A 19,266-nucleotide genomic window follows, 5' to 3' on the forward strand; every position below is an offset into this window, starting at 1 on the left:
TTTTTTAAAAATTAATGTTTATGTTTTTATTTGTTTATTTTGTGTTGATCATCTGAAGAATACAGAAAGCTGTATTCTTCACGATAAGGCAGCGCTAAATTTTCTGAAAGTCGCCTGTACAACAAAGTACAGGCTTTTAATTTAAAGTATCGCTTTCAAACGTTTAACCACTTCTTCACATTGCGCTAAATCGGCAACCAACGCCATTCGAACATGACCTTCGCCCGGATTGCCTTGTTCGGTATCACGAGATAAGTAACGACCCGGTAGAACTTTGATGTGCGCTTTTTCCATCAGCAATTTGGCAAAAGTTTCATCATTATCAACTTTTAGCCAATAGTAGAAACCTGCATCAGGTTTTTTTAATGGCAATAAATGACCCAATTCCGATTGGAATAAATCAAATTTGGCACGGTATTGTTGACGATTTTCTTCAACATGTGCTTCATCATTCCATGCGGCGATTGAAGCCAATTGATTCTGTACTGGCATTGCAGCGCCGTGATAAGTGCGGTATTGCAAATAGGGTTTGAGTAATGCGGCATCACCTGCAACAAAACCTGAGCGCATGCCCGGTAAGTTTGAGCGTTTCGAGAGTGAATGGAACACGATACAGTTTTTATAATCATTCCGTCCCATTTCTGCACAAACTTCTAGCAAACCAATCGGTGCTTGATCAAACCAAAGTTCTGAATAACATTCATCAGATGCAATCACAAAATCGTATTGATCTGAAAGTGCAATCAACTTTTTAAATTGTTGTTTAGACAGTACAGCACCTGTTGGGTTACCCGGTGTGCAGACAAATAATAATGCTGTTTTTTGCCACACTTCGGCAGGTACAGCATCAAAATCACCCAAATATCCATTTTCTTCAGTGCAATTGATAAAATAAGGCTTTGCACCAGATAGTAACGCTGCGCCTTCATAAATTTGATAAAAAGGATTTGGCATCACGATATAGGGAGCATCTTCACGTTTAATCAATGCTTGAACAAAAGAGAAGATGCCTTCACGTGTCCCTGAAACTGGCAGGATATGATCTTCCGCACTGATTTGATTCAATTTAAAACGTCGAGTCAGCCACTGTGCGATACTTTGGCGTAGTTCAGGTAAGCCTTTACTGTTTGGATAAGTCGATAAATGTGAAAAATTATCAATAATCGCTTGTTTAACAAACTCAGGAGCAGGGTGTTTAGGCTCACCGATTGAGAGTGGAATCAACGGTAAATTGGCAGGTTGCACATCTTTAAAAAGTTGCGTTAACTTTTCAAAAGGATAGGGATGCAATAATGACAAGCTTGAGTTCATTTAAACAGTTACCACATGTAGGGGCGTATCGAATACGCCCAATTATTGATGGAAATTAAAAATTAAGTTGGATTGCAGATCTGATTCGATGCTTCGTCCAAAGCTGCTTTGAGCATTTCCGCAAACGCTTTCACTTCTTCATCTGTTAGCAACACACCATTTTTCTTGGTGACAAAGAAAATATCTTCGGCACGTTCGCCCAGTGTCGCAATTTTAGCAGAATGAATGTCTAAACCTTGCAGCATAAATAGCCCGCCGATACGTGCAAGTAAACCCGGTTGGTCAAGTGTTGATATCTCGACCATGTGTTGTTGTAAGGTTGGGTTAAGTACAATATCAACCGTATTTTGTATATCAAAATGGCGTAAATGACGTGGTATACGGCGTTGCATAATGCCCGGGTATTGGTCTGAATGATTAAGCGCTTCAACCAATGCCGTTTTTACTTTGTGTTCACGCTCAGGATCGGTAAGTAAAGTACCAAAACGATCCAAAACCAAATAAGTATCTAAACTAAAGGCTGTACTTGCTGTGATAATTTTTGCATCTTGAACATCGAGATTCATACGGTCCAATACTGCAACAGTTGTCGCAAATAGATTAGGTCTATCTCGTGTATAAATAAAGAGTTGAACTGCATCTTCAGCCGCATTACGATGCGCGCGTAAAAGTACCAAAGGTTCAGGATTGTCACCGTGCTGTAAAATCGCCTGTGTATGCCATGCAATTTCGTTTGCTGATTCTTTGACAAAATAGTCATCGCCAAGTTCTTGCCAGACTTTCTCAACTTCAGCCAATGAAAAATCATTGACGAGCAATTCGCTGGCAGCAAATTTGGTGTCTTCAATCAGCATTTGATAATCAACTGGGCGTCCTAAACCAGAACGTACCACATCACGCGAATAGGTATAAAGTTGACGCATCAGAGAGGCGCGCCAAGTGTTCCATAAGTTTGGATTGGTTGCATTAATATCAGCAACAGTCAGTGTATAGAGATAATCTAAATGCTCCATATCACCGACTTTTTCAGCAAATTCCTTTACTTCGTCAGGATCGGAAATATCTTTTTTCTGTGCGGTGAGAGACATGAGTAGGTGGTTGTTGATCAACCATGCAACCAGTTTGCATTCACGCTCAGTAAAGCCATGTGTTCGGCAGAACTTAATTGCATCAATTGCACCCAACTCACTGTGGTCACCACCACGACCTTTGGCAATATCATGAAAAATTGCCGCTAAGTAGACAATATCATGCCTAGAAATCCGTTGGAAAACTGAACTGACAACAGGAAAATCTTTGGCGAATTCTGGTTCTTTAAAACGGCTTAAATTGCGAAGTAATAATAACGTATGTGCATCCACTGTATAAATGTGGAACAGGTCGTATTGCATCAATCCCGTAATTTGCCCAAAAGCGGGGATGTAATTGCCTAAAACGCCGTAACGTTTCATCGAGACCATTGTTTCGTACAGTCGATTGGGTGAACGAATAATCGACATAAACAGCGCTTGGTGTTCGGGATCATCTCTAAAACGCTGATCAATTCGTTTCGCTGCAAGTACGAGTAGTCTTAACGTACGAGCACGTATGCCTGTGATTTCTGGGCGATTTGCCAATAAATAGAATAGCTCTAAAATTGCGCTTGGTGTTTCGGAAAAAACTTTATGATGTTGAACTGCAAGTTTACCATCTACGATTTTAAAACGTTCATTGATTTCTATAATTTGACGGTCATATTCAGTCAAGCGAGGGGTAATGACGGACTCGTTGAAATAAGCCAGTAGCATTTCACTTAGCGTGGAAACCTGTTGTGCGGTACGATAATAACGCTTCATAAACTGTTCAACGCCAAAATTTACTGACTGACCTTCTTTACGAACGTAGCCAAATTTTGCAGCTATTTCACGCTGGTGATCAAACAACAAGCGGTTTTCATCACGCTTTGCTAAACGGTGTAGATGGTTGCGAATTTCCCATAAGAAGCTTTCAGCTTCCTCTAATACACCCAATTCAAATTCAGTAATAAAGCCTAAATGAACGAGGTCGTAGATACGGTTGACACGAAAGTGGCGTTTTGCAATCCAACCAATTTGATTGATATCACGGATACCACCTGGTGCATTTTTGATATCTGGCTCTAAATTACTTTCAGTATTGTTATGTTGAGCATAGCGTTTGGCTTGCTCTGCCATTTTGGCATCATAGAAGGTTTGATCTGTCCATGTTTGTGCAACAATACGACGTGGCCATTTTGCCAGTTGTTCATTTCCAGTAATCAAACGGGCTTCGATCAGCGTAGTTGCTACGGTTAAATCATTGGTTGCTTGTTCTACACAGTTTTGAATCGTACGAACGCTGATGCCCGGTTTGAAATTACCGACATCCCAAAGCGATGAAATAAAAGTAGAAATTAGCTTTTCTTGTTCTTCACTGAATTCATCGTCTGACAAGATCATAATGTCAGTGTCTGAATAAGGCAGCATTTCACGACGGCCATAACCACCGACAGCAAATAAACCTAATTCAGTTTGATCAAGACCGGCATGATTCCATAGAAATATCAGTGCTTCATCAATCGAGTTAGAACGGGCTTTAATAACGTCACGAATAGATTGACCATTTTCATAACTCTCTTGTAATTGTTTTTCTACATCTTTTCGCCATTGATTAATGGCTTGAATATCATGATGACTGGTGACGTAGTTCAACAATGGAGAAGTATTGATCATGAAAATGGTCTTCTATCAAAGTCCCTCTTTATACAAGAGGGCGAGTTGTGATTGTTGCAATGCAAGGGAAGTTTAAACGTTTGTTTTTACGCTCACTTGGTCAGCTGCTTGTTGTGCGAGCTCACGCGCCAAATCTGTACTTTCTGCACGAGCGGTGACAACACCCATACGGCGGCGTTTAAAACCCTCTGGTTTAGCAAATAAGCGTAAGTCAGTATCTGGATTAGCTAAAGCAAGATTTAAGCCAGTAAAACTTAGATTGTTTGAATCTACACCTGCATAAATCACTGCACTTGCAGCAATGCTATGACGAGCCGTGTTGACAGGTAAACCTAAAATTGCACGTGCATGCAGCTCAAATTCATTTTGAAACTGTGATGCTAAAGTGACGAGTCCAGTGTCATGTGGGCGAGGTGAGACTTCACTGAACCACACGTTATCGCCTTTAATAAATAACTCTACCCCAAAAATACCACAGCCACCTAAAGCGGTTGTTACTTTATTGGCAATTCGTTTTGACTCTTGCAATGCAGCCGCAGTCATGGCTTGAGGCTGCCAGCTTTCCACATAATCACCCGCATCTTGGCGATGCCCAATTGGATCGCAGAAGTGAGTTTCGATTTCACCTGTTTCTGGATTTTTAGCACGAACTGTCAACAAGGTAATTTCAAAATCAAAATCAATTTGTGATTCAACGATGACCGTGCCTTGATTGACACGTCCACCTTGCATGGCATGTTCCCAAGCAGCATCGACTTCATCAAAGCTTTTTACGCGAGACTGACCTTTACCAGATGAAGACATCACTGGCTTTACAAAATTTGGATAACCAATATCGTCACAAGCAGCACGGAAGCTTTCTAGTGTATTTGCAAAGCGGTAAGCAGAGGTTGGTAAACCGAGTTCTTCGGCAGCCAAGCGACGAATACCTTCACGATTCATGGTCAAGTTGACTGCTTTGGCGGAAGGAATCACTGTTGCTGTTTGGTTTTGTTCAATTTCAATTAAAACTTCAGTCGCAATCGCTTCAATTTCAGGAATAATAAGATTTGGCTTAACTTTGGTAATTAATTTTTTTAATGCAGATGGATCAGCCATATTCAAGGTATAAGCGAAATGTGCAACTTGCATGGCAGGTGCATGATCATAACGATCTGCGGCGTGTACTTCGACCCCTAAGCGTTGTAAAGAAATGACGACTTCTTTACCTAGTTCTCCAGAACCTAACATTAAAACTTTAAATGCCGAAGATTGAAGTGGAGTTCCTAGCGTGACGCTCATGCGAATAATCCTATCCTGAGTAATTTGTGTTTAAGCATAGCAGAACTTAAGGTTAAATTAAGCTCTAATTGATACAAAAAACATGGTTTTTGTTAGACAAAATATAGTGCTTAAAATGATAGTGATCTGTTTAGACATTTACTTGATAGTTTAGCTGTAATTCATCCGCATTTTGTCCACGGATGCCCCAATTGGCTTTTGGTGTTTCAAAAATTGTGATTTCGATATTTTGGGGTGAAATACCGCATTGTTGTTGAATATTATCAAATATTGTTTGGATCAAGCGCTTTTTCGCCTCAGTTGTACGACCCTCAAACATTGAAATTTCAATAATCGTATAGTTGTCACTACGATCATTAGGATAGATGAAATTGGCTTGCTCTAAAGCAATAAAGCGTTGAAATTTCTTTTCTATTGGATAGCTCAAACTTGTCACCAAAGCTAGATGGATGGCATCTGAAAGTTGATCTCTAAATTGAGTGATCGTTTTATTCAGCGCATAAATTTTTATTTGGGACATTTATCATTTGCTCCGTGATTGTGTTCATACGTATTGTTGATGATTAAACTTCTGTTAGCCACTTTGGACTTTTCCCATCGGGAGAATGAGGAGCGATTGAAGTTCCGCAAGGGGATTTATGAAAGAAGTCTATTCAAAATGAATAAAGTCGAAAAAGAATTGAAAACAGTAACATAGAATCAGTGAATTGAGTCTGCGAATCGTTCGCTTGGTAAATAAGTAACAATGATTGAGAATTCTGTTTAAATTGACTAGCATAAAGCCCAAATGTTTCATCGGCGATCTGATATGTCTAATAGCAAAACTCGTGTGGCGACAATGATGTTGTGCAGCACTTTTTTATTGGCTGCATGCGGTAATTCAAACAACGAAACCGAAAAACGAGTTGAGATTAAACCTGCGCCGAAATTGACCAATGATGCAACCAGTTATGCAAATGCTGCATGGCAACTGATCAATGAAATTGATCCAATTGTTTACAATAAACAAGTGAATGATATCGAAGAAAAAGTGAGAAAGCCGATACGTCAATTGAGTACAGATTGGCGGATCAATGTCAAAATGACGGATTCAGTCACCGAAGGGAAGTATGCGCTCTGTCGTAAAGCCCTAACCAGTTTAGATAGCTGGGCAAGAGATGTGAGAGATAATGCAAATGCCGCTACGCAAAAGCAAGTAAGCTATGAGCGTGATAAAACTCAATGCAAAGATGCGATTGATAATCCTGCTTTGGGGAATACATCTCCTAAATAAGCTAAGCATTCAATTAGCAATCCCTTACATTCCTCAATTTTCAGATTTATAGCTTATATATATTGTTGATTGATTCATCGGCAGAACAAAATCTTGTTCTGCCTTTATTATGGATAAAGCTGAAATAAAATAGCGGATAACCATAGCCTATGTTTTATACCTTATTTGCGTTATTTTAGACAATTATGCAATGCATGCCAGAAAGTTCAATTGGCTTGTTGATGCTGAGAGGTTGAATAAAATCATAAATTGTAAAAGAATAATTTTTAAAAAACGCTGAAACGATTGACTCATTTGTGGCGAATAAGTAGGATGAATTTCCTCAATTACGTAAGGAACCTGTGGCTAAAAGCCAAGTTCTCATATGGATACTCCCAGTTTAATTTCTGAAAATATTGGTCAATTCTCTTTCGCTTCCGCCCTTAGTGGGGATGCATTGCTTCTTTTACTATATGTTTTTTTAGCATTATTCTTTTCCTTTCTATGTTCGATTGCAGAAGCAACTTTACTCAGTATTACACCCAGTTATGTCGCAGGTCTAAACGAAACTGATCCTAAAAAAGCCGAACAATTAAGACGATTAAAAGAAGATAATATCGATCAGTCGCTCGCTGCGATTCTGACAGTAAATACAATAGCGCATACAGTAGGGGCGATTGGTGCTGGTGCAAAAGCAGTCACCGTATTTGGTCAAGTCTGGTTTGGCGTTTTTTCCGCGGTCATGACCTTATTGATTTTATTTGCTTCAGAGATCATTCCAAAAACATTAGGTGCTGTGTATTGGCGTCAACTTGCTGGTTTGACAGTGATTTATGTCAATTTCCTAATCAAAATCATGTATCCATTAATTCTCATTTCAGAAAAACTGACCAAGTTAATTTCAGGTGGTAAAAAAGTTCAACAATTTAGCCGTGATGAATTTGTTGCGATGGCAGGTATTGGTAAAGAAGAGGGGATGTTGAATGATCGAGAATCTAAAATTATCCGTAACCTTTTTCTTTTTAAGTCTTTTGATGCCAGTACGGTGATGACACCACGAATCGTTGTCTCTGCATTACAGAAAGATTTGACGGTCGATGAAGTGTTATCTATGCCGACAAGTTCTAATTTTTCACGTATACCAATTTATGATAATGATTTGGATAGTGTAGTTGGATTTGTACTGCGTGAAGATTTGTTGGTTGCTAAAAACCACGGGCAAGGTGGGCATTCGATTAATGAGTTCCGCAGGGAAATCATAACGGTCATGGCAAAAACACCTTTATCTCGATTAATGGAAATCTTACTGGAACAACGTCAACATATTGCACTTGTGGTTGGAGAGTATGGCGATACCAAAGGCGTGGTCACATTAGAAGATGTGGTTGAAACTTTACTTGGTATTGAAATTCTTGATGAAGGTGACAAGGTCGAGGATATGCAAAAACTAGCAAGACAGTTGTGGGAGAAACGTGTTGGGAAAATGGGTATTCATTTAGACCCACCTTCACAATAATAACGATGCCATTGTCGGTGAACGATGTCGACAGTGGCATATTTGGAGCGGAGTCGCTTAAACTTTTTTATTTTTAGACTTTATTTGCTCGGGTAATTCTAGTTTTTTAGATCACCTACTTTTGATAAGGTGATCAATTTTTCAAGATCAATCACCTCAATCTTTTTAAAGCCAAGTTGAATGACGCCTTGCTTTTCAAATAGGTTGAGTGCTTGATTTATGGTTTGTCTTGATACTGTCAGCATATTGGCAAGTTGATCTTGTGAGATTTGAATATTCAGATCGTTAATAGAAGCACGATTGCCATAACCTTCCAAAATAAAAAGTAAACGTTGTGCTAAGCGTTGCGTGAGACTTTGTGTTTGAATAGCGATTTGCTCTAAAAAGACGTAGCGTAATTTTTGGCTGGTGAGTAAGGCAAAGTAATACCAATAGTATGGATACTGCGCCAAGATATCATTTAATGGCTGAGCAGGTATTTGTAGAATTACACTTTTTCTGAGAGCTATCGCATCATGCGAACGCGGTTGTTTATCGATTAAAGAAATTTCACCAAACCACATAATCGGTTCAGCAATGGCAGCAATCGCCTCATTACCGTTTACGTCTATATAACCCAAGCTGATTGAACCTTCGAGTACAGCATATACACCATCAAAAGGATCTTGAGCGTTAAACACAGCAGCGTTTTTTTCTACTGTATATTTTCGGCTATGTTGAATAATAAATTGCTGGAAAGCTTCTGAAATTTGATTAAACCAAGCGTTTTGTTGTAACTGTTTGATATGAATTGGTTCTAACACAAAATTTCCTTTGCAAAAAATAAATCCATTTGTCAGCTACATGACAACTTCATGATGATACTTCTTATAGATTAGCAGCATAAACCAATTGTAAGAGGAATAAATAATGACAAATTTGGAACGTCTACTTAGTCAATATGCTGCTTATCATTTAGATCGTAATAATATTGTGACCCATTTTATAGGGATACCTTTAATTGTTTTTTCACTTTTATGTTTAACCGCACGCGCTGGAGTAGAAATATCAGGCTTTTCGGTGACTTTGGCAATGTTACTGATTGTGCTAAGTAGCATTTACTATATATCACTGGATAAGTTGTTTGGCTTTTTAATGCTGATCTTATATGTATTGGTTTACCCATTGGCCGTGAAAATCGCAGCTTTGGCAACCTGGAGTTGGTTCGGGGCAAGTGTTGGTATTTTTATCGTAGGCTGGCTATTTCAATTTGTTGGGCATTATTTTGAAAAGAAAAAGCCTGCATTTGTCGATGATCTGATTGGTTTAGCGATTGGTCCATTATTCGTTTTGGCTGAGTTTGTTTTTCTACTCGGCTTCCGTAAATCTTTACACCAACGTATTTTAAAAGAGGCACAAAAGAAACGTGCAGCGATGGATATGAAGCAGCAGATTGTTTCTTAAAATACAGATTCAAAAAAAACCGCTAATAAGGTCATTATTAGCGGTTTGGAAAATCAAAAAACGATTTAGACGTTAAAACGGAAGTGAAGCACATCACCGTCTTGAACAACGTATGTCTTACCTTCTAAACGCCATTTTCCTGCTTCTTTCGCACCGCTTTCACCGTTGTATTGGATGAAATCATCGTAAGCAACACATTCAGCACGGATAAAGCCTTTTTCAAAGTCAGTGTGAATCACACCTGCCGCTTGTGGCGCAGTTGCACCTACTTTTACGGTCCAAGCACGAACTTCTTGTACGCCCGCAGTGAAGTAAGTTTGTAAGCCAAGAAGTTTATAACCCGCACGAATCACCACGTTCAAGCCCGGTTCTTCCATGCCCATTGCTTCTAAAAACTCCGCACGATCTTCATCTTCTAGTAATGAAATCTCAGCTTCGATTTGGTTGCAAAGTGGAACAACGATTGCATTTTCTTCCGCAGCAAGTTTTTGTACTGCTTCAAGATGCGGATTATTTTCAAAACCATCTTCTGCTACGTTTGCAATATACATGGTTGGTTTAAGGGTCATTAAACCAAAACCACGGACTAATTTGCGATCATCATCAGAAAGATCAGCTGCGCGTGCTGGTTTGCCTTCATCAAGTAATGGCTGGATTTTTTCTAAAACAGCTTTGGTTGCAAGCGCTTCTTTGTCGCCACCTTTTGCTGACTTTGTTAAACGTAATAATGCTTTTGCAACCGTATCAAGGTCAGCAAGTGCAAGTTCTGTATTGATGGTTGCGATATCGTCTAATGGATCAATTTTTCCATTTACATGAATGACATTTTCATCTTCAAAACAACGTACTACGTGTGCAATCGCATCGGTCTCACGGATGTTGGCAAGGAATTGGTTTCCTAAACCTTCACCTTTAGATGCACCAGCAACCAGACCCGCAATATCAACAAACTCCATTGTGGTTGGAATAACACGCTGTGGCTTTACAATCGCAGAAAGTTTGTCTAAACGTGGATCAGGAACAGGAACAATCCCAGTGTTGGGTTCAATGGTACAGAACGGAAAGTTTTCAGCAGCAATTGCTGCCTTTGTTAACGCATTAAATAATGTAGATTTACCTACGTTTGGCAGACCAACAATACCGCAATTAAAACCCATGAAACCACTCACAAATGTGTTATTTAAAAATTGTTGCTGATTTTACATGAAAGCCATGACAAAGTCAGGTCATGGCTTAAGTGGATTATCAATTCGCGGTTAAACTTTGCGTTTATCGAGCTGTTTGGCAATATTATCGCCTGTACTTTGAACCAACATGACTAAAACGATTAGCACTACAATCACCGCCAACATCACTTGCATATCAAAACGTTGATAACCATAGCGATAGGCGATATCACCGAGACCGCCAGCACCAATGGCACCTGCAATCGCAGAGGAGCTGATCATGGTGACAATGGTCACGGTAAAGCCCGCAACAATGCCCGGCAAGGCTTCAGGAAGTAATACATGCCAAAGAATTTGTTTGCGATTACAACCCATGGCTTGTGCTGCCTCAATTAAGCCTTGATCAACTTCACGAAGACTGACTTCAGCAATACGGGCAAAGAAGGGAATCGCGGCGATGGTCAAAGGCACAATTGCCGCCAAAACGCCATAACTGGTACCAACGATCCAGCGGGTAAAGGGAATCAACGCCACCATTAAAATCAGAAAAGGCACAGAACGGGTAATATTAATTACCCAACCTAAAGACTGATTGATTTTCTTGGAAGGATAAATCCCAAAATCAGCAGTACTCACCAGAATTAGGGCAATTGGTAGACCAATCAGAAAAGCAAAAATGGCGGAAACACCGACCATGACTAAGGTATCGGTCGTGCCTGTCAGTAACAGGTCAATGAGTTGATTGTGCATAGCCGATCACCTCAAGTTGCGTTATTGCGTGATGCATTTCTTTTTGTAGCTTTTTTAAGTCTAATTCCATATTGTGAATACCAACGATCAGTGAACCTATCGTATGTTGCTGAATGGTATTGATTTGACTGTGATAGACCTGAACAGGATGCTTAATGAAGTTGAGTAACTCATATAAATCAGGAACCGATTTAGATTCACTGACATATTTCAGTTTTAAAATTTGATGCGTCGTGTGCTGATCAAAAGTTTGGCTCAATTCAAAAGGTAAATTGAGCTGTTCTAGCTTGAGTAATTCCTGCGTAATCTGTTGTTGTGGATTGGAAAATACCGACCAGACTTGACCCGATTCAACAATTTCACCTTGATCAATCACGATGACTTGATCGCAAATCTCTTGGATGACTTGCATTTCATGGGTGATCAAGACAATGGTTAAACCCAAGTCTTGGTTAATTTGTTTTAATAAGGACAGAATATTGGCGGTACTTTCAGGGTCCAGTGCTGAGGTGGCTTCATCACAGAGCAGGATTTCAGGCTGAGAAACCAAGGCACGAGCAATCCCGACACGTTGTTTCTGCCCACCAGAAAGTTGAGCAGGATAGTCATTCCGCTTTGCTTCTAAGCCAACCAGTGTCAGTACATCATTAACTCGCTGCTCAATTTCAGCCTTGTCATAACCTGCGATACGTAGCGGTAAAGCCACATTTTCCCACACAGTTTTGGCAGACATTAAATTAAAATGCTGAAATATCATGCCGATTTTCTGCCGAGTTTTGATCAGTTCGGCATGGCTTAGTTCAGCAATATTCTGCTGGTGAATCAAAATACTGCCCGTATCAATCGCTTCAAGACCATTCAAGGTACGGATCAGTGATGATTTACCTGCACCGCTTTTTCCAATAATCCCAACAATCTGTCCTTTGGGAATATCGAGATGAATGTCTTTTAAGGCATGTAAGCGTTTGCCCTGTACTTCATAAAACTTATTTAAATCGCGTATTTTCAGATGTGGAACTGAAAAATCAACTTGTGAACCAAAACTCACCATGATTGTTCTCCTTATTTCCAGCCCGAAAACCAGAGCGTTGGACCAAAATCACGATCTAGTGCAGCTTTAACTTTTGCTGAGTTTTGATAAATCTCGACAAATTTCTGTAGTTTATGGTCTTTGTCCTGATAGTCGTCACGTACCACAAATAAAATTGCATAGCGCTTATTGGTGTTGTCATCAAACAATAAGGCACTTTCAGGATCAGCCGTTTTGGCTAAACGTAAGTAATGTGGATAGCCAAAAGCGAGATCAACATCATCAATCGCACGTGCAGTCTGAGGGCCTTCAACTTCAGTAAATTTCAGGTTCTTCGGATTTGCTGTAATGTCTTTCAGTGCAGAAAGGTGATTATTACTGTCTTTAAGTTCAATCAGCTTCGCTTGTTGCAATAGTAATAGTGCACGACCTTGATTGACTGGATCATTGGGAATGGCAACAGTTGCTCCATTTGGAAGTTCATCAAAACTTTTATATTTTTTTGAATATAGTCCGACATGTGATGCCGCACCCACTGCAAAAGATTTTAATTTAAAGCCTGTTTCTTTAATGGCATTATCCAAGAATGGTTGATGCTGGAAAAAGTTCGCATCAATATCCCCGTGATTTAAGGTGATATTGGGCGTATTCCAATCCGAAAACTCGACGAGTTTGACATTCAAACCTTGTTGTTTGGCTTCATCCGCAGTGACTTGTAGTGGATGTGCAAAAGAAGGGCTAATCCCAATCACTAGCTCGCTACTATGATTCTGTCTTTGTTTATTCCAAATCAATAAGGCAATAATCGCAACAACGACGACAAGACCAATACCCAACCATTTTTTAGAGGCTGTTTGAGCCATATATTTCTCCAATTCTTTATTTAGTTAAGCACTTAGGTTTTCAATTATTTTCAATTCGTTGCTATTTTTATATTTGCTACATCGAAACTGATCGGCAGGATGGCTTGCTGCTAAATGATCACCTTGAGCAAAAAGCTTATTGCGCAATGAACCTGTGGCATATTCAGTTTTATAACGTCCACGCTGCTTTAACTCTGGAATCACCAGCCGAATAAAATCATGATGAGATTCTGGAGCAACGGTACGAGTCAGGTTAAAACCATCAATGCCCGTTTGATCGAGTAGCTCAATCAGATATTCCGCAACTTCAACACCACTCCCGACAATCAGCGGATAACGTCCACCCAAAACATGCTGTGCTTTTAAGTCATTTTTACTGATGCGCTGTTCTTTAAACTTTTCATTGACGGAAGCAATGCTATTGCTCTTTTGATAGGGGATTGCTTCATCATCTTCAAACTTAGCAAGGTCGATGCCGACGGAACTCGCATAATGCGCTAAACCTGCTTCTGGGCTGGCATATTGGCGATATTCAGCCAGTTTCTGTTGAGCAAGTTCATGTGTTTCAGCCACAACGACGGTAATGCCGACAAAGATTTTAATTGCATCTTCATCTCGACCTTGTTGCTGTGCTTGTAGTCGTATCTTATTGACTTGCTGACGAATATTTTCTGGTTGATCACCACCAATAAAAATACATTCCGCATGACGCGTGGCAAACTGTAGTCCTTTCGGTGAAGCACCTGCTTGGAAGAGTGTTGGCGTACGTTGAACCGAAGGCGCAACTTGAAATACCCCTTGGCTTTGGTAATATTGCCCTTGATGATTGATCGAGTGAACCTTATTAGGATCAGTAAAAACGCGCTGTTGTTTATCTTTTTTTAAGGCATCATTTTCCCAAGAGCCTTCCCAATATTTATAGCAAAGTTGTAAAAATTCCTCGGCCTGATCATAACGGGCATCGTGATCTTTTAGACCTTTTTGCCCGATCAAGCGTTCAGCACTATCTAGATAGCCTGTGACAATATTCCAGCCTAAACGACCTTGGGTTAAATGATCCAAACTGGCAAAACGCCGTGCAAATTGATAGGGCTGTTCATAGCTTAGATTGACAGTCACGCCAAAGCTTAAATTCTGTGTGACCAAAGCCATGGCCGAAATCAGGGTAGAGGGATCATGGCTTGGCAATTGGATTGATTCTTTTAAGGTCAGATCGATCCCATTTTGGTAGACATCATAAACGCCCGTAATATCAGCTAAAAATAAACCATCAAACAAACCTTGTTCTAAAGTTTGTGCGAGTTCAGTCCAATAACTCAGCTCATTAAAACGGTATGATTGATCACGTGGATGCGTCCACAAACCATGATTGATATGACCTACAGAGTTCATATCAAAGGCATTCAGTAAAATTTTCTTCGGGATACTTTGACTCATCACAGCGTCCCTCGGCGTGGTGGTAAGATACCGTTCAGGACATAATTGCCAATAAAGTAATATTTCCAGCGTGCAGCATCATGTAAGGTGTGTACACGCGCATTACGCCAGTGACGATCAAGACCATCAGCACGTTGACTACCACGACTGCCAGCCAACTCAATCAATTTCGATGATGCTTTCAAAGCCGTTTCAGTGCTATGCGCACGTACTTTGGCGACATCGATTGAAGCTTTGGCTAAGCTTTCTGGATTGAGTTCATATCTGGCAGCATCAACAGATTGAGCAGCTTGTTTGAGGAGTAATTCGCTGGCTTTGACATCGGTTGCCACGCGACCGAGTTCAGACAGCGTTAATGGGTCTTGTGTCGCGGATTCAATATTGGCATCAACCCACGGACGAGCTACACGGACACGTTCTAGGGTTTCTTCAAACGCTGCACGCGCAATCCCAACTTCAATCGCAGCATGCATGATCTGAGCAAATGGACCCACTAAAGACAACTGCTTAAAGGCAGTATCAAAAGGAATCACATCCTCTTTGGCAACCAAAACCTGATTAAACTTTACTGTGCCGCTACCTGTGGTACGTTGCCCAAAGCCAGACCAGTCATCAACCAGTTCTAAGCCTTGACTGTCGCGTTGTACAAAAGCCAAAAATTCGCGACCTGTTTCATCCACCACTAGGGTTGGAATACGATGCGCAAACAAACTGCCTGTGCAATAAAATTTTTCCCCTTGAATCAGATAACCTTTTTCGCTTGGGATTAAAGCTGTTTGTTTATGTGCAGAGGTACGGGTCTTAAACTCTGCCAGTGCATTACCGAAACGAGCACCTTGTAAAACTTCTTGATAGAGACGTTTCTTTTGTTGTCCCGTGCCTGTATTACGCAGCACTTCCAAAGCATAGAAATGATTTTGTGGAATTTGACCAATTGAACCATCCGAACCACTAAATAAAGCGATGACTTTGGCAACGGTTAGACTTGAAACGTCTGCACCACCATACTGTTTAGGTACGGTAATCGCCCATAAACCTGATTGGCTATAGGCTTCGATTTCTGCGAAAGGTAAGTTCCGATTGGCATCACGTTCAACCGCAGCTTGTTTAAACTGTTGACTCAGCTTTGTGGCAATTTCCAATGCTTCTTCATCACTTTGAATGATATGAGCCGCTTTAAAGTTGGTTTTGGCGAAACCTTGTAATTCTTGATATGAGGTCACAGTGATTTACTCCTTAAATCCAAGCATGGCGGGCAGGGTGAGTATCATTGAGGTAATAATCACCAATGGCATGGAATTTCCAACGCACAGGATCATGTAGGGTGTGCACACGAGCATTACGCCAATGCTGATCGAGGTGATGTTTGCTTAAGCTGGCACGGCTACCGCCAAGTTCGAGTAGTTTTTCGGAGATTTGCAGGGCGGCATCATTGGCGTAGATTTTTGCTTCCGCCACCAGAATCGAGGCACGAGCGGCTTGTTCAGCAGAAATTTCCGTGAGTTGATCAAGCTCATCCAGATATTCAGCGGCATCATCCAGTAATAAAATGGCTGCATCGAGTAAAATATTGAGCTTACCAACTTCTTGTAGGGTGTAATGTTCTTCACTGGCTTTTTCTACACCTGCATCAACAATTGGACGTGCTTTACGAATGCTAGACAAGGTGTCATCAAAGGCAGCCTCAGCAATGCCAACATCAATGGCAACTTGTAACAGTTGAGAATACGCACCGCGAACATTTGGGGTGTCGGCAATAATGCGCTCATCAAAAAATAAGGCTGGGTCTGCAACAACATTGCTCAATCTAACTGTTCCACTGGCTGTGGTACGTTGACCAAAGCCATTCCAGTCATTAATCACGTCAACACCAGTAGCATGTCGATCAATGATTGCCAATACTGTATGCCCATCTGGATGCAGTGCTCGAATTGTTAACCAGTCTGCAAAGCTGGTTCCTGTTGAGTAAAATTTTTCCCCGTTTAAAAGGTATTGACCATTTTCTAAAGTTAAAGTGGTTTGAATGGCTTTGCTATCTTTAGAGTTTTTTTCTGGGCCACCGTTAGCGATACGTTTACCTGCAAGAATTTCAGCATAGATAAACTGCTTTTGAGCATCTGAACCTGTGATATTAATAAAATTTAACAGTCCGAATTGGTTTTGTGGGATCTGACCTACATTGGCATCGGCTTTACTTAAAATACGAAACACATGTGCCAAGGTCTTATTGGAGACAAAAGCTCCTCCATATTGTTGCGGTACACGAATGCCACCTAAACCTTTTTGACTAAACTGATTGATTTGTTCTGTTGGTAAAATACGATCTTGATCTCGTTTATTTCGTTCTTCTAATGCAAAGTCAGCAACTTGATAGGCAGCATTGATGGCCTGCTGATCATTTGAAATCAGTTGTACTGGAGCTTGGATCACTGATGGATTACTGGACATGTGAGCACCTCTAATAGATAAGAGGGACTTTACAAAAGTTTTACTTTTCCACTAAATCATCAGATGTGGCTTATATATCACAATAATTATTAAGTTTTTTTTGTGAGAAAAATAACAGAAAAAATGATATTAAATTTTTAATTAAAACAATTGTTTATCAGGTGTAATGTTTGGTTGGTTAGTACAGAAAAGTATTTTTCTATGAAAGAAATGAATAATCTAACCAGAAAAAGAGATAAAGAATTTTAGCCAAAATAAAAAAAGATAGAGCGAAAAGGACATTGTATTCATTAGATTTTACTTCTAAAGTATGAAAAACCTTATGTTTGATTGAATAGAAAAATAAATTTGGAGTATATATGCGGGTTTTATACCAATTTCCTTTATCTCATTATTGTGAAAAAGCTCGCTGGTTGTTAGATCATAAGGAATTGGATTATGTGGCACATAATTTAATTCCTGGTTTTCATCGTGCGTTTACCTATCTAAAGTCAGGGCAATATTTATTGCCGATGTTAAAAGATGACAAGCAGTGGATCGCTGATTCAACTCAAATTGCTTTGTATTTAGATACTACTTATCCAGAACATGCTCTGTTAAGACGTGATGAACAATTACGTGATCAAGCTTTAGAGATTGATGAACTGTCTAGAGAACTTGGTATCCATGTACGCCGTTGGTCATTGGCTCAGGCACTATCTGTGGGGGATCATCCCCTTGAAATTATGATGGGTGAGCAGGGCTATCTACGTCAGTTTGAAAAGATTTCCAAACCTATTTTAAAGAGTTTAGTCTCGACGAATTATAAGCTGAACCCTGAAAAAGTGGCTCAATCAAAAATTCGTATGACTGAACTCATCAACGATTTAAATCAACGCCTGATTGATAATCAAGGACGTTATATGGTGGGTGATCGTCTTGGTTTGGCTGATATTGCTGTGTGCTCAATGCTTGCACCTTTATTGATGATTAAAGGTACGCCGTGGGAGTTGGAAAATGATGATGTTGATCTCCTCACAGGTGAGCTGAAACAGTATCATGATGACTTAAATGATTTGCCCCTTGGACAATATGTACAACGCATTTATGCCACTGAGCGTAATGCGCGAGTCGATTGGCGCGGGCTTTAGCAATGATTGTTTAATAAGTAAATATTGCAGAAACCGAGTGAAAAATAAGCTCGGTTTTTTGTTGTTTCATCTATTTGAAATTCGATTGATATATGATTTTGAATAACCGCATTAAGCAGTTCATCTAAGAAGCTTTTTCAAAATGAATGTCATTTATCTCAATGGAGCATCATCAGCAAAATGACCTGTTGGAAAATATGATACTTTCGGTCTAATAGCATCTGATAAATGAAAAAATAACAGTTTGAATATGTACATATCAAATTGGGTCGAAATTTATCAATTTAATATGAGAACTAAGACAATCAGCTAATCAATTAAAGACAATTGTATATATAATAATCCTTAGTGCACTAGTCGGTTTTAGTCTGTGATCCAGAACTAAAAACATAAAAAAAGAGGGAATACCATGAAAAAGCTGCAATTTATAGCAGATTGCCCTAAACATGGGGTAATTGATCATCCACCCAATGAATGCTATATCACGCAAGAATACGTGGCTGCACTACTATATAAACAATTAGAACAATATGGCTTCGATGCACAACATATGCGTCATGAGCATGAAAAAATTGAAGTTTGCATTGATAATCATCAATTACCACTCTCTATTTTATGTTCTCAGCAAGATACAGAAGGTCATATTCTGTGCGAGATCTCTGCAAATCCACAACAAGAGCAAGTTTGGTTTGAAAAAATCGAAACCCAAAGTATTATTCGTCAGCTTGCGCAAGCAGTTGAAAATAGCTTAAAAGCAGAGCATAGTTTCTCTCAGTTTGTTTGGAAAAGTTAGTTTCTCGATCTTATATGTTAGTTAACCCGAATCGTGCTTAAGCCAATGATTCCATTACTCGAATGGTTGGCTTGTTTTGATGACATAATTGGTAAGCACATAAAGATGCATAAATTC

Annotated in this window: 17 protein-coding genes; 5 read left to right on the forward strand and 12 right to left on the reverse strand. The window is 39.8% G+C overall.

Going from position 1 to position 19,266, the window contains the following annotated elements; all coding sequences use genetic code 11:
* Positions 1-141: 141 nt before the first annotated feature.
* The 4 genes from dapC to MMO38_RS04385 form a co-directional block, all read right to left on the reverse strand.
* On the reverse strand, positions 142-1,311 hold the full coding sequence (gene dapC, locus MMO38_RS04370; RefSeq protein WP_241322687.1) for a succinyldiaminopimelate transaminase: 1,170 nt from the start codon (positions 1,309-1,311) through the stop codon (positions 142-144).
* A gap of 62 nt (positions 1,312-1,373) precedes the next feature.
* The gene (gene glnD / locus MMO38_RS04375; protein WP_005197268.1) at positions 1,374-4,040 is read right to left on the reverse strand and encodes a [protein-PII] uridylyltransferase; all 2,667 of its coding nucleotides are present in this window, start codon (positions 4,038-4,040) and stop codon (positions 1,374-1,376) included.
* Between the two features lie 72 nt (positions 4,041-4,112).
* Complete coding sequence (gene purT / locus MMO38_RS04380; protein WP_241322708.1) at positions 4,113-5,330, reverse strand: formate-dependent phosphoribosylglycinamide formyltransferase; 1,218 nt, start codon at positions 5,328-5,330, stop codon at positions 4,113-4,115.
* Positions 5,331-5,451: 121 nt separating this feature from the next.
* The gene (locus MMO38_RS04385) at positions 5,452-5,841 is read right to left on the reverse strand and encodes a tautomerase family protein (RefSeq protein ID WP_004671477.1); all 390 of its coding nucleotides are present in this window, start codon (positions 5,839-5,841) and stop codon (positions 5,452-5,454) included.
* 288 nt (positions 5,842-6,129) lie between these two features.
* Between MMO38_RS04385 and MMO38_RS04390 the strand changes: the two genes are divergently transcribed.
* Positions 6,130-6,594: a hypothetical protein gene (locus MMO38_RS04390; RefSeq protein ID WP_241322688.1), complete on the forward strand. Its 465-nt coding sequence runs from the start codon at positions 6,130-6,132 to the stop codon at positions 6,592-6,594.
* A 364-nt stretch (positions 6,595-6,958) separates the two neighbouring features.
* Positions 6,959-8,089, forward strand: a complete 1,131-nt coding sequence (locus MMO38_RS04395; protein ID WP_004671473.1) for a CNNM domain-containing protein — start codon at positions 6,959-6,961, stop codon at positions 8,087-8,089.
* A gap of 98 nt (positions 8,090-8,187) precedes the next feature.
* Here the strand turns inward: MMO38_RS04395 and MMO38_RS04400 are convergent, their stop codons facing one another.
* The gene (locus tag MMO38_RS04400) at positions 8,188-8,892 is read right to left on the reverse strand and encodes a Crp/Fnr family transcriptional regulator (protein ID WP_241322689.1); all 705 of its coding nucleotides are present in this window, start codon (positions 8,890-8,892) and stop codon (positions 8,188-8,190) included.
* 106 nt (positions 8,893-8,998) lie between these two features.
* Here MMO38_RS04400 and MMO38_RS04405 point away from each other — a divergent pair, with 106 nt between their 5' ends.
* Positions 8,999-9,532 carry an Mpo1-like protein gene (locus tag MMO38_RS04405; RefSeq protein ID WP_241322690.1) on the forward strand — a complete coding sequence of 178 codons (534 nt, stop codon included), beginning with the start codon at positions 8,999-9,001 and terminating at the stop codon, positions 9,530-9,532.
* 65 nt (positions 9,533-9,597) lie between these two features.
* Here the strand turns inward: MMO38_RS04405 and ychF are convergent, their stop codons facing one another.
* From ychF to MMO38_RS04440, 7 genes are all read right to left on the reverse strand, one after another.
* On the reverse strand, positions 9,598-10,689 hold the full coding sequence (gene ychF, locus MMO38_RS04410) for a redox-regulated ATPase YchF (RefSeq protein WP_241322691.1): 1,092 nt from the start codon (positions 10,687-10,689) through the stop codon (positions 9,598-9,600).
* Positions 10,690-10,788: 99 nt separating this feature from the next.
* Entirely contained in the window at positions 10,789-11,448 is a 660-nt protein-coding gene (locus MMO38_RS04415; protein ID WP_241322692.1) for a methionine ABC transporter permease, read from the reverse strand.
* On the reverse strand, positions 11,429-12,499 hold the full coding sequence (locus MMO38_RS04420; RefSeq protein WP_241322693.1) for an ATP-binding cassette domain-containing protein: 1,071 nt from the start codon (positions 12,497-12,499) through the stop codon (positions 11,429-11,431). The genes MMO38_RS04415 and MMO38_RS04420 overlap by 20 nt, the downstream gene beginning before the upstream one ends.
* An 11-nt stretch (positions 12,500-12,510) precedes the next feature.
* Complete coding sequence (locus MMO38_RS04425) at positions 12,511-13,341, reverse strand: MetQ/NlpA family ABC transporter substrate-binding protein (RefSeq protein WP_241322694.1); 831 nt, start codon at positions 13,339-13,341, stop codon at positions 12,511-12,513.
* A 24-nt stretch (positions 13,342-13,365) separates the two neighbouring features.
* Positions 13,366-14,778: an LLM class flavin-dependent oxidoreductase gene (locus MMO38_RS04430; RefSeq protein ID WP_241322695.1), complete on the reverse strand. Its 1,413-nt coding sequence runs from the start codon at positions 14,776-14,778 to the stop codon at positions 13,366-13,368.
* Positions 14,778-16,001: an SfnB family sulfur acquisition oxidoreductase gene (locus MMO38_RS04435; RefSeq protein ID WP_241322696.1), complete on the reverse strand. Its 1,224-nt coding sequence runs from the start codon at positions 15,999-16,001 to the stop codon at positions 14,778-14,780. Before MMO38_RS04435 ends, MMO38_RS04430 begins: the two co-directional genes overlap by 1 nt.
* A gap of 13 nt (positions 16,002-16,014) precedes the next feature.
* Positions 16,015-17,226, reverse strand: a complete 1,212-nt coding sequence (locus MMO38_RS04440) for an SfnB family sulfur acquisition oxidoreductase (protein WP_241322697.1) — start codon at positions 17,224-17,226, stop codon at positions 16,015-16,017.
* Positions 17,227-17,585: 359 nt separating this feature from the next.
* Between MMO38_RS04440 and MMO38_RS04445 the strand changes: the two genes are divergently transcribed.
* Positions 17,586-18,356 carry a glutathione S-transferase family protein gene (locus MMO38_RS04445; RefSeq protein WP_241322698.1) on the forward strand — a complete coding sequence of 257 codons (771 nt, stop codon included), beginning with the start codon at positions 17,586-17,588 and terminating at the stop codon, positions 18,354-18,356.
* 409 nt (positions 18,357-18,765) lie between these two features.
* A complete protein-coding gene (locus MMO38_RS04450) occupies positions 18,766-19,149 on the forward strand; it encodes a hypothetical protein (protein WP_241322699.1) in 384 nt (127 codons plus the stop codon).
* Positions 19,150-19,266: the final 117 nt, after the last annotated feature.

The organism is Acinetobacter sp. NIPH 1852 (assembly GCF_022549455.1).
Classification (GTDB): domain Bacteria; phylum Pseudomonadota; class Gammaproteobacteria; order Pseudomonadales; family Moraxellaceae; genus Acinetobacter.